Here is a 14,978-nt window from a genome sequence, read left to right on the forward strand (position 1 = left end):
CCCGACCGAAGGCTCAACTGCGCAGTGCAGCGACCCGTTGCGACAGTTTCTTCGCCGAAACGCCGGATTTGGCACCCAGCTCCTGCGCAAAGACCGACACGCGCAGTTCTTCCAGATCCCAACGCAGCGCCTGCCACTCTTGGCGGTCTTGCAAACCGTGCGCAGCGGCGGCTTCCACTGCATCCACGAACGGTTTGAGCTCGAGCATGCGCGCCTGGTCGCGCGCAGGATCGCGCTTTGCGCGCTCGGTACGCAGGATCATCGCCCTGAGGTAGCGCGGATAATTGGCCAATGCATCGGCCGGCGTGTCGCGCAGGAAGCCTGCATGCACCAGCGCGCGCAGTTGCTGCTCCATGTCGTCCAGATTGCCGCGTGCCCAGCCCATCAACGGCGCCTCCAGCAGTGGCTTGAGTTCGGCCACGGCGCCCAGGATGCTTTCGGCCAACTTCAAACGCTCCATCGCTTCGCCGAACAGCCGCTTGCCCGCATCGTCGCGGCGCTGCGCAAACGCGCCGGGGTCGCGAATGGCGCCCAGGCCATCGGCCAGCACGGCATTGAGCGCCGCATCGACCAGATCGCCACGCAGGCGTTCCTGCGATTCAATCGCCGCATACAGCAGACCGGTCTTGGGCGATACCGGCAGTTGCTTGCGCGCCTGCTTGATCTTGTCGGCCAATGCGATTTCCAGCAAGCGCCGCACGCCGCGCGGATGCGCCCGCGCAGCGTCGTTGCGGTCTGCAAAGATACGCAGCGCCGCATTGTCGCCCTGATCCACCAGCGCCGGGTATGCCGGCACGCCGGCCTCGCCGGCCACCTGTTCGGGAATCGGCGCACTCGGAAAGTCGCGCAGGCCTTCGGCGGCCAGCGCGCGCCCCGCCCGTGCGGCGAATGCCTGCCCCGCGCGCTCGCCGAAGCGCGCACGCAGCCCGTCCAGATCGCGCGACTCGGCCAGCACCTTGCCGTCGTCATCGCGCAGGCGCAGGTTCATCAGCAAATGCGTGTCCAGCGCCTGCTCATCGAAATCCAGCGCTGCCACTTGCGTCCCGGTGGCCTTGGTCAGAAAGCGCGCCAGTTCGCCGCGGATATCGTCGGCCGAGGCAATGCTAAATGCCTCGTAAAACGCACGTCCGAAATCCGGTGCCGGCACATAGTTGCGGCGTTGCGCCTTGGGCAGGCTACGAATCAACGCAGACGCCTTGTCGGCGACGAAGCCCGGCGCCAGCCACGACAGGCGCGCCGGATCCAGCGCATTGAGCAGGTGCAACGGCACCTCCAGCGTCACGCCGTCGTCGATGGCCCCCGGCTCGAAGCGGTAATGCAACGGCAGGCGCGCATCGCCGAGTGGGAAATATTTCGGAAAGCGATCGGCTTCGCTGCCTTCGCCCGGCAGCAGATCGTTCAACGACCAATGCAGGCTGCGGCGCTTGTCCGGCGGCAAGGTCTTCCACCACGCATCCAGACCGCTGGCCGAATGCAGCTCGGCCGGAATGCGATCCAGATACCAGCGCGCCTGCCAGCCTTCGTCGGCAACGATACCGGCACGACGCAGCTTGGCCTCTTCTTCGCGCGCCTGCTCGAGCACCTTGAGATTGTCGCCCACGAATGCGGCCCGCGTATTGATTTCGCCCGTCACCAGGCCTTGGCGCACGAACAGGTCATGCGCTGCGGCCGGATCGATCTTGCCGAAATGCACGGGCTTTTTCGGCGCCAGCACCAGCCCGAACAGGCTGATCTGTTCCGAAGCGACCACCTGCCCCTGCGCACGCGACCAGTGCGCATCGAAATGCTTGCGCGCCAGCAGATGCGGCAGCTCGGCAATCGCCCAATCCGGCTCGATCGCGGCATTGGTCATGCCCCACACTTTCTGCGTGTCCAGCAGCATGGCCGCCAGAATCCACGGCGGCGGTTTGCGCGCCAATGCGGAACCCGGAAACGGCACGAAGCGGCGTTGCCGCGCGGCCAGATAGTCGCCTTTTTCGGTGCGATGACCGATCTGCGTCGGCAGGCCCGCCAGCAGCGCGCGATGCAGCGCCTGATACGCCGCCGCACGCTCGCGCTCGGTGGTCCGCGCCGAGGCTTCGGCAGCCTCGGCCTGCTTGTTCGTCGCAGCAGGCGCAGGTTGCGCAGGTGCTGCATTCGGATCCGGCTTGCCTTCGCGCGCCAGCCGCGCAGCACGGTGCAGTTGGCCACGCGTAGGCCGGTTGACGTTGTGGCCGTCCTCGCGGGCGGGCGCGCTGGCACCGGCCAGCATCACATTGGCCGGCTCTTCGCTCCAACCCAGTTCTTCGCACAGCAACCGCAGCTGCCGGTGCAGCTCGCGCCACTCGCGCATGCGCAGGAAACCGAGGAAATGCCGGTTGCACCAGTCGCGCAGCTTGGATTGGGTGAGATCTTCATGCACCTGCCGATACGCATCCCACAAGCGCAGGATGCCGACGAATTCAGAGCGCGCGTCGGCAAACAGCGCATGCGCGTTATCGGCGGCCTCGCGCGCTTCCGGCGGGCGCTCGCGCGGATCCTGGATGCCCAGGAATGCGGCGATGATGATCATCTCGCGCAGGCACCCATGTTGCTGCGCGGCCACCAGCATGCGCGCCAGCTTGACGTCCACTGGCAGGCGCGCCATCTGGCGCCCGGTGGCGGTCAGACGCCGCTGCGCATCGATGGCGCCCAGCTCCAGCAGCTGTTGCCAGCCATCGGCCACCGCACGTTCGTCGGGTGCCTCCAGGAACGGGAAGTCTTCGATCCTGCCCAGCCCCAACTGCAGCATGCGCAAGATCACCCCGGACAACGAGGAACGTCGGATTTCCGGATCGGTGAACGCCGGACGCGCGGCAAAATCCGCTTCGGCATACAGCCGGTAGCAGATACCCTCTGCAATGCGCCCGCAACGGCCCATGCGCTGGTTGGCGCTGGCCTGCGAGATCGGCTCGATATGCAGCCGGTCCAGCTTCTGGCGCGGGCTGTAGCGCTTGACGCGGGCAAGCCCCGGATCCACCACATAGCGGATGCGCGGCACCGTCAGCGAGGTCTCGGCCACGTTGGTGGCCAGTACCAGGCGCCGGCGCGGGCCCGGGTTGAACACGCGGTCCTGATCAGCCGCCGACAGCCGCGCGTACAGCGGCACCACTTCGGTTTCGCGGTATTTGCGCCGTTCCAGCGACTGGTGCGCATCACGAATCTCGCGTTCGCCCGGCAGGAACATCAGCACATCGCCGCGCGGGTCGATGCGGGTAATTTCGTCGATGGCCGCCACGATCGCATCGTTGACACTGCGCTCGCCGTCGCGGCAGCTGCCGTGTTCGCCATCGTCGCTGTCGCCCGTATCGCCTTCCAGCGGGCGATAACGCACCTCGACTGGGAAGGTGCGGCCTTCCACGCTGATCACCGGCGCGTTGTCGAAATGCTGGGCAAAGCGCTCGGTATCGATGGTGGCCGAGGTGACGATCAACTTGAGGTCGGAGCGCTTGCGCAGCAACTGCTTGAGATAGCCGAGCAGGAAATCGATGTTGAGGCTGCGCTCGTGCGCCTCGTCCACGATGATGGTGTCGTAGGACGACAGCCAACGATCGCTGGCGATTTCCGCCAGCAGGATGCCGTCGGTCATGAACTTGATGCGCGACTGATCGCTGACGCGATCGGTGAAGCGCACCTGGAAGCCCACCGTCGTGCCCAATGGCGTCTTCAGCTCGTCGGCCACGCGCGCGGCCACTGCACGCGCGGCGATCCGGCGTGGTTGGGTGCAGCCGATCATCCCGGCGGCTCCGCGTCCGGCCGCCAGGCACAGCTTGGGCAGCTGGGTGGTCTTGCCCGAGCCGGTTTCGCCGGCGATGACCACCACCTGATGGTTCCGGATCAGCGCGATGATGCGCTCGGCCTCGCGCGCGATCGGCAACTGGTCGTCCAGCGTGATGGCCGGCTGCTGCTCGGCCCGCGCCTGGCGTTGCGCCTGCGATGCCGCCAGCGCCTGCTCGAACGCATCGCGCACCTGCGGGTTGCCCGGCTTGCCCTGCCAGCGCGACCATAGGCCCAGCAAGCGGCCACGGTCGCGGCTCATCGCACCATCCACGGCACGGCGGCGCTCACGCAAGGTGTCGGCAAGGGTGGAGTCGATAGCGCTCATTGATGGAAAAATGTGAAAAATTGAATGACGTTTGATCCTTTAGCCTGTCTATTGTGACGCCATATCAGTTCCCCAAGACATCCACCCTGCAAGGACCATCCCATGTCCAAGAAAAAAAACGCCAATAAGCCCGTCGTCGTCAGTGATGCCCTGCCGGTCGCTGCTGCGTCGGCACCGCATATCGATATCGGGATCAAGGACAGCGATCGCAAGCAGATCTCCGACGGTCTGGCCCGCTACATGGCTGACGCCTTCACCTTGTATCTGAAGACCCACAACTTCCACTGGAACGTCACCGGGTCGATGTTCAACTCGCTGCACACCATGTTCGAAACCCAGTACACTGAGCAGTGGGCGGCGCTGGACGAGGTGGCCGAGCGCATCCGCGCCCTGGGCTACAACGCGCCGGGCTCGTACCGCGAATTCGTTGCGTTGACCTCGATCCCGGAAGAGCCGGGCCTGAGCGACAGCGCCGACTGGCGTGAAATGGTGCGTCAGCTGGTCAGCGGCAACGAAGCAGTCTGCCGCACCGCACGCAAGGTGCTGGGCACCGCCGACGACGCCGGCGACGACCCGACCGTGGACCTGCTGACCCAGCGTCTGCAGACCCACGAAAAGTACGCCTGGATGCTGCGCTCGCTGCTGCAGTAAGCACAGGGCGCATGGAAATGGCCATTGCACGCTGACGCAATGGCGCCCCGGATTCGAGCACGATCGGATCGAGTTCGGGGCCGCGGTCGGGACGCATTGGAACTGCCGCCTTTGTCACCACGGAACAAGCGCCGGGGTCAGATGATGTGGCCGATAGCAGCCCACAGACTGGGCGCCGCTGCCTACTCAGAACGGGCTTGCCGCTGCGCCATCGGGACAGACAGCGAGCAGACATAAGGGCTCTGGGATCGAAAAGGCCGGCCCCGCGGCGAGGGAATGCCCACCACAGACGTTCAGGCCCAGTGCTAGGCGCTCTGCCGCAATTTGGAGACGAGAAATAGCGGACAGGTGAGCTGAATGCCTGTTTCCGCACGGCGCATGAGCACCGTATTGGAGTCCCACCGCAGCCAGCGCGGCGCGGCCGATTCGAAATGCTGGCCTTTGGCGGACGGACGTTCGGCGTATCCCAACCTGCGCAGTTGATTCGCGATCAGCGGCGCATGGGCGGCCGGCAGACAGGTGACGACAGGCAGATTGAGCACGCGCATGGCAATCGCCGCAATCAGCGCGCCAACGACGGCTGCATGGGCCATACCCGCGTCGTGGAAGATGAACCGGATCAGCCAGGCGACACAGCCCACGCTGCCGACCACCAGCGCCAGCCACATCCCTGCATCCCGCCAAGATCCGAAGGGATTGCAGGAAACGACTCGCCACTGTCTGCGTACGCCCATTGTTCCGCGCATCTCCGTCGTCCCGAGCCGTCCCAGTGCCAGGCTGGAGTAGGCTTCAACTGATATTAAAATCGTCACGGTAGTCGCCAGGCGACGTGGCAGGGGGTTGGGACGGCAAGCGCACACCTACCGACCCAATACACCGCCCCCCCACCGCCGGGCCGGTGTATTGGCCCGTGTGCTAGCTGCGCTTACTCAAGCGCCCGTCCCACCAAGCCACCGATCGCCGCCCCTGCGGCAGCCCCGATGATGATGCCGGCGACTTCGCCAGCCGGACCACCGATCCAACTGACCTCGGCGCCGACTGCAGCACCGGCGCGCGCGCCGGCCAGCCAACCACCTGCACCACCTGCGCCAGTTGCTGCATCGGCAATCACGCCGGCACCGGAGACCTGCATGACTTCTGACTCTGATAGAACGAACATCTTCGACATTCCTTTCATCTATTGGCGGCAGTGTGCTCCTGCCCAAGCATCGGTAGAGAATGATCGCCACCACCGATTGGGTGAGGACTGCAGACCGGTCGCGCCATGCTGCCGACTCCTCATGGGCACATAAAACGCCAGCCCCCTTTGCCTGACAAGACGATTGCTGTGCGACAAACGACATGCGGCACGCACCCTGTCGTATGGAAGCGACACAGCACGACGAGTCGACCTGATCGATACCGGACCGGATCACGCATCGGGACCTGCGTCTAGTGGTGCGGCGGGCGCCGCGGCGCCGCGTCTCCCGCTGCGGCACCGTACGCGCGGTAAATCCCGACGCCCACCTGCGCGCGACACCGCACCGGCGACCCGGCCAGGGCTTGACCCGCACGGTATCCTAGGTCGATGTCTTCCCCCGCTCACGAACTGCTCAGCCGCGTCTTCGGCTACGACGACTTCCGCGGCCCGCAGCAGGCCATTGTCGAACACGTCGCTGCCGGCAACGATGCCCTGGTCCTGATGCCCACCGGTGGCGGCAAGTCGCTGTGCTACCAGGTGCCGGCGCTGCTACGCGACGGCATCGGCATCGTGGTCTCGCCGCTGATCGCGCTGATGCAGGATCAGGTCGAGGCCCTGCGCCAGCTCGGCGTACGCGCCGAGTTCCTCAATTCCACCCTGGATGCAGAAAACGCCCAGCGCGTGGAACGCGCCCTGTTGTCCGGCGACCTGGATCTGCTCTACGTTGCGCCCGAGCGCTTGCTGACCCAGCGCTTCCTCTCGTTGCTGGAACGTAGCCGCATTGCGCTGTTCGCCATCGACGAAGCCCATTGCGTCTCGCAATGGGGCCACGATTTCCGCCCGGAATACCGCCAGCTCACCGTGCTGCACGAGCGCTGGCCGCATATTCCGCGCATGGCGCTGACGGCCACCGCCGACCCGCCGACCCAGCGCGAAATCGCAGAGCGCCTGGATCTGGTGGACGCGCGCCACTTCGTCAGTTCCTTCGACCGCCCCAACATCCGCTATACGGTGGTGCAGAAGGACAACGCGCGCAAACAGCTGCAGGAATTCCTGGGCCGTCATCGTGGCTCGGCCGGCATCGTGTATGCGATGTCGCGGCGCAAGGTGGAAGAAACCGCGCAGCAACTGTGCGCGCAAGGCTTCAATGCACTGCCCTATCACGCTGGCCTGCCGGCAGAGGTGCGTGCAGAAAACCAGCGCCGCTTCCTGCGCGAGGACGGCATCATCATGGCCGCCACGATCGCTTTCGGCATGGGCATCGACAAGCCGGACGTGCGCTTTGTGGCGCACGTGGATCTGCCCAAATCGCTGGAGGGCTATTACCAGGAAACCGGACGCGCCGGCCGCGACGGCGACCCCGCCGACGCCTGGCTGTGTTACGGCCTGGGCGATGTGGTGCTGCTCAAGCAGATGATCGAGCAAGGCGAAGCCGCCGAAGAGCGCAAGCGTCTGGAGCGCGCCAAGCTCGACCACCTGCTGGGCTATTGCGAATCCATGCAATGCCGCCGCCAGGTGCTGCTGGCCGGCTTCGGCGAGACCTATCCCAAACCCTGCGGCAACTGCGACAACTGCCTGACCCCGGCCGCCGCCTGGGACGCCACGGTGGCCTCGCAGAAGGCGCTCAGTTGCGTGTATCGCAGCGGGCAGCGCTTTGGCGTGGGCCATCTGATCGACATCCTGCGTGGTAGCGAAAACGAACGTATCAAACAGCTGGGCCACGACCAGCTGAGCACCTACGGCATCGGCCGCGACCTGGACGAACGCACCTGGCGCGGCGTATTTCGCCAGCTGGTGGCCGCCAGCCTGCTGGAGGTGGATAGCGAAGGTCATGGCGGCCTGCGCCTCACCGATGCCAGCCGCCAGGTGCTCAAGGGCGAGCGCCAGGTCATGATGCGCCGCGAAAACCCGGCTGCCGGGCGCGAGCGCAGCGCGCAGCGCACCGGCCTGCCGGTGCAGCCGCAGGATCTGGCGCTGTTCAACGCCTTGCGTGGCCTGCGCGCGGATCTGGCCAAGGAACAGAACGTGCCGGCTTTCGTGATCTTCCACGACAGCACCTTGCGCAACATCGCCGAACAACGGCCAACCAGCATCGATGCGCTGTCGCGGGTGGGCGGCATCGGCGGCGGCAAGCTGGCGCGTTATGGCGCGCAATTGATCGAGATCGTGCGCGAACAGGGCTGATGCAGCAGCATGTGTCAACACAACACCGCAGACGGCACAAAAATCCGCAGGATCGACAGCGCGCATTCAATCAGCCGTTGCTAGTTTCACATGGCGAGCTGGCACGCGTTGCCAGCCCCTCTTCGTAGAGTCCAACCGATGAAACGCAGCCTGCTTGTTCTGGTCACTCTGTTTGCCACCGGCAGCGTCGCCGCTGGAAGTGCGTTGGCCCAAGCCAGCGACGGCAATCCCGGAACGGCGAGCGCACGTTCGCTGGACCTGAGCATTCCGCAAGCCCCGGTGCAGCTCCGCTCCGACCCGGAATACAGCAACGACCCGCCGGGCACCTTCTACGGCGACAAGAGCGGCCCCAAGCCGGCGCTAGCCCGGCCAAGTGCCGCTTCCATCGCTGCCGAGCGCGCCGAGCAATGCCAGGGCAAGCTGCATGGTGCTGTCGAAACCGGCCTGGGCTACTCCAGCCGCGGCGGCAACAGCAACTGGCAGGCGGTGAATTTGAATTCCTGCAAGACCTATTATGACGACGACGGTAAGGCGCACCAGATTGGCGTCAGCATCAGCGTCGGACGTGGTGAGGGCTCCATCTTTGGCCCGCGTTATGCACCCGGCGGCTATGGTCCGGGCCCGTTCGGCTGGTAACCATACGGCGAGGTGTGCGTTGACAGAGGGTTCACTGCCGCATCGCTGAGAATGTGGCCTGCCTTACGAGACCAGCTCATGCCACAGAACAAGGAACGGCCGGTTGTCTTCGTTGTCGAAGACGGCGACGGAACCCGACAGCTCAGCTGCCTTGTGCTGGAGAGCTATGGGTTCACCTGCCGTAGCGCCGGCTCGGTCGAAGAAGCTTTGGCCTTGATCGAAAGCGACCCGCGGGTGGACGTGCTGTTTTCCGATATCCATTTCCCGGGCGGCCTGACCGGTGTGGATCTGGCGCTCAAGACTGCACATGCGCCGTACAACCTGCCGGTGCTGCTGACTTCGGGCCTGGCGGTCGAATACGTGGAAGAGATCCTGCCCGACGGCGTGGCATTTCTGGAAAAGCCGTATACCCCTGAGCAACTGCTCAGTGCGATCCGCAGCGTGATGGCCAAGCACCGCGTGCTGGCCACCCCGGTCGCGTAAACACGAGCGGCCGCGACTGGACGGCCGCCCACAATCCCGGTATTAAATGCCAGCCCTCGCGCGATGCGGCGGCAACGGGGATCGACCACACCACGGTAGTACCACAGACGCGGCGTAACGCCCGGCTGGCCGTACCGTGTCCTACGCCAGGGGAAAACATGAGACATCTAGTGACCGCAGCCATTGCCATGGTTGCGCTAAGCGGTTGCGCCACGGTCATGAACGACGCGACCCAGCCAATTCGCATCGACACCAAGACGGCCGATGGGCAACTGATTTCCGGCGCCGACTGCGCCATCAGCAACGACAAGGGCCGCGTCACGGTGAAGTCCGGCCAGACCGCACAAGTGCATCGTTCCGCGCGCGATCTGGAGGTGACCTGTGTGCTGCCCGGCCAACGTGATGCCGCCGGCCGTTCCATCTCGCGCGCCAACATGGGCATTTGGGGCAACATTCTGATCGGCGGGGCGATTGGCGCCATCGTCGATCACAGCAAGGGCACCGGCTATACCTACCCGAGCTGGATCCAGTTGGTGTTCGGGCAGACGCTGAGCTTCGACCGCCATCGTGAAGACCGGGGCCAACCGTTGCAGGGCGAGAACGCGCACGGTGTGGTGGTTGCAGGCAATCCCAGTTCAGGCAACTCCGCGCACGGGTCGGCGGTCACCCTGCCATTGGCGAGCGAACCGGCAGCCGCCGAGCAGGCAGAAGTTGCGGCAGCGTCTGCCAGTGTCGGGGGCAACGCTGGGCCTGCAAGCCCGGCGATGTCGACCGCGTCGGCGGCAAGTCGCGCCCAGGGCATCAGCAATGGCCTGCAATGCGGCACCATGCAGGCCACCAGCGCCACGCGCTTCAGCGCGGTCTGCAGCAGCGGCAATACGGTGCAGATCGATTGTTCCGGCTTCCGCTGCACCTCTACGTTTCAGTGATGCAGTGAGCTGGGCTGTGGGCACAAGCCCACGGTCATGCGCAGATCGTCGCGACGGCTGTCGGGTACGCCCCGACAGCGTGTCGGCTCGCTCCCGATTTACGTGATAGATGTCGCATTTAAACTGCAGCTACCGGACGCGAGGCCTGTTGGGCCGCTCAACTCGCGGGGCGCAGAGCACGCCCCTGCCGGGACACGGATGAAAAGGCGCGACAGAACGGCCGAGCCTTCCCTGCGATCTGCGCGTGCGTTCGTCCGTGCAGTCGCTTAGCACCAAAGAATTGGCGCCAGGTTCGATGCCTGGAAGACCTGCCCCGTCCTGCGATTGACCGCAGCTCTACCGTCGTTGCGATTGCGCATCACTTTCATGGCACTCAATCCGCGCGGCATGCCGATGAGCGCATCATCGCGCAAGCGCCTGCTTGGCTACCCGCTCATGCACCGGGCCATCCTTTCCCGAATCACGCTGCACAGGCACGCTCCCACACGTGCCAGGTGGCTGATTGATTGCTGCATGGATCGATGCAAGGCAACGCCAGCTTCCGCGCCACTTACGTCGATGCGCTGATCATCGATGCGGCAGAAATATGTACTTGCTTCTGCGGCAAGCCATGCATTTCACGCGATCAAGCAGGCCGCTCGCTAGGCTAACGTCATCGCAGCGCTGTGCTGCGCAAGACTGTCAGGAGTTCCGCATGGGCGACAATTCGTTTTTATCTCCGGCCTTCATCATCCTGGTCATCGGTGTGATTGCCGTTGTGCTGTTTCTGGTCACGCGTGCCAAGAAAAAGCGCAATAAGAAATAATCGCTGCATGCGCTGCTGGCCGTGACTGAGTACGCTTGCACACAGCGCGACGTGATTCCAGCGGCTGCAGCCGCATACTCCGTGCTGCAGTCAGAACCGCTCACCTGCCGGCAGGTAGCGCCATTCGCCGATCGCCAGCTTGCCCAGCGACACCCGGCCCACGCGCAGGCGGCGAATGCTCACGACCTCCAGGCCCACTTCGCCGCACATGTAGCGCAATTGGCCCGGCTGCACGTGCTTGATCGCAAACCGCAGGCGGTCTTCGTTTTGCCAGCTCACCTTGCAAGGCGACAGACTGCGCTGCTGATAGACCAAGCCATGCGCCAGCCGCGCCATGCCGTAAGGGCGCAATTCACCGCGCACTTCGACCAGAAACTCCTGCTCGATCGCGCTGGCGTCAGCGCTCAACCGGCGCAGCACGCGGCCATCCTGGCTCAGAATCAGCAGGCCGCTTGCGGCGTCTTCCAGCGGCAGCGGTGCGTGCAAGCGTAGGAAGTGCCGTTTCAGCACACGTACGTCCGCCTGATCCAGTGCGCTGCGCGTTGCCGGCGTGGCCAGCGCCAGCGCGGCATCGACGCAGATGCCTGCCGGCTTGTGCAGCAACAAGCTGGCGGGCTCGGCAGGCGCCAGTACCGCATTTTCGGCCAGGGCAACCTGCGCCGCGGTAGCCAGCGTCTGCGGTTCTTCGACCACCACGCCGTCCACGCTGACCCACCCACCCTCGATGTACTGCTGGGCCTCGCCACGCGAGCAGCCGAACGCGGCAGCTATACATTTATCGAGACGGATCGGATCAGACATCGGGCGAGCTCAGCATCAGGGGACGGCAGTGTACGTGCTGGCTGCTCGCCCGCGTGAGTCGTTGCACGGCAGCGATGGAGCGTTGCCCAATGCATTGGACGGTGCGCCTGCGCAAGTTGCGCATTGCCCGCCACCAACGCAACGGCAAACGCAGTGTGCACGCAGGCACCGGCAAACGCTTCTGCACCGCACGACAACGTGGGAAACTCGAAGCTCACACAGGAGATCGCAGATGTTTATCCAGTTCGGCACCGCCCGGGTCCGCCTCAACCATATCTCTGTCATCAGCGACCCATTCAATGCTGGCGAAAGCTTCGGGTCGTATTGCCACTCGGTTCGGGTCGGGCTGATCTCCGGCGAAGAAGTCTTTGCGCGCTTCAACAGCGAGAGTGGCGCCAAGCAACTGCACGCAGACGTGGTCGCTGCGCTGGAAGCCTGAGCAAAGAGTGATCGCCATCGCGTCGCGCCGCTGCGCACGCGATGGCTCACGCTGCAGCACGCGGTGCTTACTGGCATGCATGCTGCGGCGCGGCAATCCGCTCGGCGTACGGCGTGGCACACCTCCAATGAGGTGGCTCGCACGACCTATCCGCTCACGGGCTCGCGGCAGATCGTTGCCCAGCGTTCGATGCAGCACTGGCCCTGCATGCAATCCGGTGGCCGGTCATACGCGTCTGTTAGTCAGCGCACATGTCGGCAAGACGTCGGAAAATCGCTGCATTCCTGGCACGCTTCGATCCGGCCAGACACATCTGAATTCGCGCCCTGGGGCGCCCGTGTCAGGACGCGGGAAACTGCTGTCAGGAAACTTCCGATCTGTAATGAATCAGCGGTAAGTATTTTCGATCGACGGTCTTTAGCTCCCTCAAATCCGGCCGCTAGCTGGGCAAGACGCTTGAGTCGATGCACCCCGCATCCACCGAGCTGCTCAGCTGTACTACCTGGAAGCGGTCATGAATGACTTTCTGCAACGCCTCAATGTCGGCCGTCGCCTCGGAATGGCCTTCGGCATCTTAATTCTGCTGTCGGGCCTGCTGGTGGCGACCGGCCTGATCACCATGTCCAATGCGCGTTATGAGCTGGACACCATCGTCAACAACAACATGGAAAGGATCCGGCTGTCCTCCGATATGCTCGACGCCAACACCAACGTGGCGATCGGCTTGCGCGACGTGGTGATGGTGTCCGGCGATGCGGCCAACCGGCGCGCGCTGCACATCATCGAAAAGAGTCGTGCGCGCTACAAGCAAGCCCACGATGCCTTGGCTGCGATGCCAAGCAGCGAACTCGAGAAAAACGCGCTCGCACTGGTGCAGGAAAAGCGCGACGTCTCGGTCAAGTTCAACAACCAGATTCTCGACTACGGCATGCGCGACCAGAATCAGCAAGCGCAGGCCTTGTTGCAAGGCGCTGCCGCTGCGGCGATGGACGAGCAACAAGCCGCAATTGCTGCAAATGCGGCCTTGGAGCGCCGCCTCAGCAAAGACGCATACGCGGCAGCGGTTGCATCGATGCACAACGGCAAGATCATCCTGGCCAGCGGCGGTATCGCTGCGCTGGTGATCAGTGCGCTGCTCGCATGGTTGATCACGCGCAGCCTCACCACGCCGTTGAGCCAGGCCACGCGCACTGCCGAAGCCATCGCCGCAGGCAATCTGCGCAACGATGTGCACACCACCGCAACGGATGAAACCGGTCGCCTGTTGCAGGCCATGGACAAGATGCAACTGCAGCTGCGCAACCTCATCGCGGCGCAGACCGACATGGCCAAGCATCACGACAACGGCCAGATCAGCTTCCGCATCGACGCAACCGTGTTCCCGGGCGACTACGGCCGCATGGCCAACGACACCAACGCGTTGGTGGCCTCGCACGTGGCCGTGCAAAACGATCTGGCGCGCATCATGGGGCGCTATGCCATCGGCGAACTCTCCGAAGACATGCAGCCCCTGCCGGGCGAAAAAGCCGCCTTCAGCAACACCATGTCGCAGGTCAAGCTCAACCTGTCGGCGATGAATCACCAAATCAGGCACCTTGCACAGGCGGCTGCCAATGGCGACTTCAGCGCCCGTGGCGATGTCGAACGCTTCCAGTTCGATTTCCGCATCATGGTGGAGAGCCTGAACCAATTGATGTCCACCGCGGACGGAAATCTGCAATCGCTGTCGGCACTGCTGCAGTCGATCGCAGCGGGCGACCTCACCGCACGCATGAGCGGCGACTTCCGCGGCGTGTTCGCACAGATGCGCGATGACGCCAACGCGACGGCGAGCCAGCTGGCGCAGATCGTCGGCAACATCCAGCAGTCGGCCGTGTCGATCAACGCGGCTGCCAGCGAGATCGCCGCGGGCAATCAGGATCTGTCGCAGCGGACCGAGCAGCAGGCCGCCAACCTGGAAGAGACCGCCGCTTCGATGGAAGAGCTGACCTCTACCGTCAAGCAGAATGCCGAGAGTGCGCGCCAGGCCAATCAACTGGCGATCGGCGCCGCGCGCGTGGCCTCGGAGGGGGGCAATGTGGTCGGCAAGGTCGTAGACACGATGAGTGGTATCGAAGCCTCGTCCAAGAAGATCGCCGACATCATCTCCGTCATCGACGGCATTGCCTTCCAGACCAACATCCTGGCGCTGAACGCCGCAGTGGAAGCTGCCCGGGCAGGCGAGCAGGGCCGTGGTTTTGCGGTTGTCGCCTCGGAAGTGCGCACGCTGGCGCAACGCTCCTCCGGCGCAGCCAAGGAAATCAAGGACCTGATCGACGATTCCGTCCAACGCGTGGCCGAAGGCTCGGCACTGGTGCACAGCGCCGGCAAGACCATGGGCGAGGTTGTGGCCAGCGTCCAGCGCGTCACCGACATCATGGGCGAAATTTCGGCGGCCTCGCAGGAGCAATCTGCCGGCATCGAACAGGTCAATCACACCATCACGCACATGGACGAGACCACGCAACAGAATGCGGCGCTGGTGGAAGAAGCCACTGCCGCGGCCCGCTCCATGGAAGAACAAGCCGTGCACCTCACCGACGCGGTCGCCATCTTCAAGATCGATGCACGGCACGCGCGCCGCGCAGACACCCGCGCTACCGCGCCGGTCGCGCATCTGTTGGACAAGGTACGCCACGCCTGAGTGGCGTGGCCCGCTGGCTGCCCTGCAGAGGCGCAGCTGGCCTGAGCGCACCGAAGCCGTTGCC

At 64.5% G+C, this 14,978-nt stretch carries 11 protein-coding genes; 7 read left to right on the forward strand and 4 right to left on the reverse strand.

The genetic code is table 11. The features are described 5' to 3' along the window. Nucleotides 1-13: 13 nt before the first annotated feature. A complete protein-coding gene (gene hrpA / locus ACCQ15_RS15555; protein WP_372380758.1) occupies nucleotides 14-4,123 on the reverse strand; it encodes an ATP-dependent RNA helicase HrpA in 4,110 nt (1,369 codons plus the stop codon). Between the two features lie 102 nt (nucleotides 4,124-4,225). On the opposite strand from hrpA, the gene ACCQ15_RS15560 reads away from it, so the two are divergent. Beyond that, nucleotides 4,226-4,774: a Dps family protein gene (locus tag ACCQ15_RS15560; RefSeq protein WP_003482535.1), complete on the forward strand. Its 549-nt coding sequence runs from the start codon at nucleotides 4,226-4,228 to the stop codon at nucleotides 4,772-4,774. Nucleotides 4,775-5,079: 305 nt separating this feature from the next. On the opposite strand, the gene ACCQ15_RS15565 is transcribed toward ACCQ15_RS15560, so the two are convergent. Next, nucleotides 5,080-5,442, reverse strand: a complete 363-nt coding sequence (locus ACCQ15_RS15565) for a hypothetical protein (RefSeq protein WP_277574669.1) — start codon at nucleotides 5,440-5,442, stop codon at nucleotides 5,080-5,082. Between the two features lie 257 nt (nucleotides 5,443-5,699). Beyond that, nucleotides 5,700-5,933, reverse strand: a complete 234-nt coding sequence (locus tag ACCQ15_RS15570) for a hypothetical protein (RefSeq protein WP_218491579.1) — start codon at nucleotides 5,931-5,933, stop codon at nucleotides 5,700-5,702. Between the two features lie 408 nt (nucleotides 5,934-6,341). Between ACCQ15_RS15570 and recQ the strand changes: the two genes are divergently transcribed. The 4 genes from recQ to ACCQ15_RS15590 all read left to right on the forward strand — a co-directional run bounded on the left by recQ (nucleotide 6,342) and on the right by ACCQ15_RS15590 (nucleotide 10,186). Next, entirely contained in the window at nucleotides 6,342-8,138 is a 1,797-nt protein-coding gene (recQ, locus tag ACCQ15_RS15575) for a DNA helicase RecQ (RefSeq protein WP_071118513.1), read from the forward strand. Between the two features lie 138 nt (nucleotides 8,139-8,276). After that, on the forward strand, nucleotides 8,277-8,774 hold the full coding sequence (locus tag ACCQ15_RS15580; RefSeq protein WP_372380759.1) for a hypothetical protein: 498 nt from the start codon (nucleotides 8,277-8,279) through the stop codon (nucleotides 8,772-8,774). Nucleotides 8,775-8,852: 78 nt separating this feature from the next. Next, the gene (locus ACCQ15_RS15585) at nucleotides 8,853-9,257 is read left to right on the forward strand and encodes a response regulator (RefSeq protein ID WP_008578047.1); all 405 of its coding nucleotides are present in this window, start codon (nucleotides 8,853-8,855) and stop codon (nucleotides 9,255-9,257) included. A gap of 218 nt (nucleotides 9,258-9,475) precedes the next feature. Next, nucleotides 9,476-10,186 (forward strand): hypothetical protein, encoded by a 711-nt coding sequence (locus ACCQ15_RS15590; RefSeq protein ID WP_372380760.1) that lies wholly within the window; start codon nucleotides 9,476-9,478, stop codon nucleotides 10,184-10,186. An 895-nt stretch (nucleotides 10,187-11,081) separates the two neighbouring features. On the opposite strand, the gene ACCQ15_RS15595 is transcribed toward ACCQ15_RS15590, so the two are convergent. Next, a complete protein-coding gene (locus tag ACCQ15_RS15595) occupies nucleotides 11,082-11,792 on the reverse strand; it encodes an rRNA pseudouridine synthase (protein WP_372380761.1) in 711 nt (236 codons plus the stop codon). A 232-nt stretch (nucleotides 11,793-12,024) separates the two neighbouring features. On the opposite strand from ACCQ15_RS15595, the gene ACCQ15_RS15600 reads away from it, so the two are divergent. Both ACCQ15_RS15600 and ACCQ15_RS15605 read left to right on the forward strand, forming a co-directional pair. Continuing rightward, complete coding sequence (locus ACCQ15_RS15600) at nucleotides 12,025-12,231, forward strand: hypothetical protein (protein ID WP_008578051.1); 207 nt, start codon at nucleotides 12,025-12,027, stop codon at nucleotides 12,229-12,231. Nucleotides 12,232-12,745: 514 nt separating this feature from the next. Continuing rightward, the gene (locus ACCQ15_RS15605; RefSeq protein ID WP_372380762.1) at nucleotides 12,746-14,914 is read left to right on the forward strand and encodes a methyl-accepting chemotaxis protein; all 2,169 of its coding nucleotides are present in this window, start codon (nucleotides 12,746-12,748) and stop codon (nucleotides 14,912-14,914) included. The last annotated feature ends 64 nt before the right edge of the window (nucleotides 14,915-14,978 follow it).

The organism is Xanthomonas sp. NCPPB 1754, assembly GCF_041475725.2.
Classification (GTDB): domain Bacteria; phylum Pseudomonadota; class Gammaproteobacteria; order Xanthomonadales; family Xanthomonadaceae; genus Xanthomonas; species Xanthomonas euvesicatoria.

Excerpts from the sequence above, each read along its gene's own strand:
- ACCQ15_RS15570 (WP_218491579.1), bottom strand. The coding sequence starts at position 5,933 with ATGTTCGTTCTATCAGAGTCAGAAGTCATGCAGGTCTCCGGTGCCGGC.
- ACCQ15_RS15600 (WP_008578051.1), top strand. The coding sequence starts at position 12,025 with ATGTTTATCCAGTTCGGCACCGCCCGGGTCCGCCTCAACCATATCTCT.
- recQ (WP_071118513.1), top strand. The coding sequence starts at position 6,342 with ATGTCTTCCCCCGCTCACGAACTGCTCAGCCGCGTCTTCGGCTACGAC.
- ACCQ15_RS15580 (WP_372380759.1), top strand. The coding sequence starts at position 8,277 with ATGAAACGCAGCCTGCTTGTTCTGGTCACTCTGTTTGCCACCGGCAGC.
- ACCQ15_RS15590 (WP_372380760.1), top strand. The coding sequence starts at position 9,476 with ATGAACGACGCGACCCAGCCAATTCGCATCGACACCAAGACGGCCGAT.
- ACCQ15_RS15560 (WP_003482535.1), top strand. The coding sequence starts at position 4,226 with ATGTCCAAGAAAAAAAACGCCAATAAGCCCGTCGTCGTCAGTGATGCC.
- hrpA (WP_372380758.1), bottom strand. The coding sequence starts at position 4,123 with ATGAGCGCTATCGACTCCACCCTTGCCGACACCTTGCGTGAGCGCCGC.
- ACCQ15_RS15605 (WP_372380762.1), top strand. The coding sequence starts at position 12,746 with ATGAATGACTTTCTGCAACGCCTCAATGTCGGCCGTCGCCTCGGAATG.
- ACCQ15_RS15585 (WP_008578047.1), top strand. The coding sequence starts at position 8,853 with ATGCCACAGAACAAGGAACGGCCGGTTGTCTTCGTTGTCGAAGACGGC.
- ACCQ15_RS15595 (WP_372380761.1), bottom strand. The coding sequence starts at position 11,792 with ATGTCTGATCCGATCCGTCTCGATAAATGTATAGCTGCCGCGTTCGGC.
- ACCQ15_RS15565 (WP_277574669.1), bottom strand. The coding sequence starts at position 5,442 with ATGTGGCTGGCGCTGGTGGTCGGCAGCGTGGGCTGTGTCGCCTGGCTG.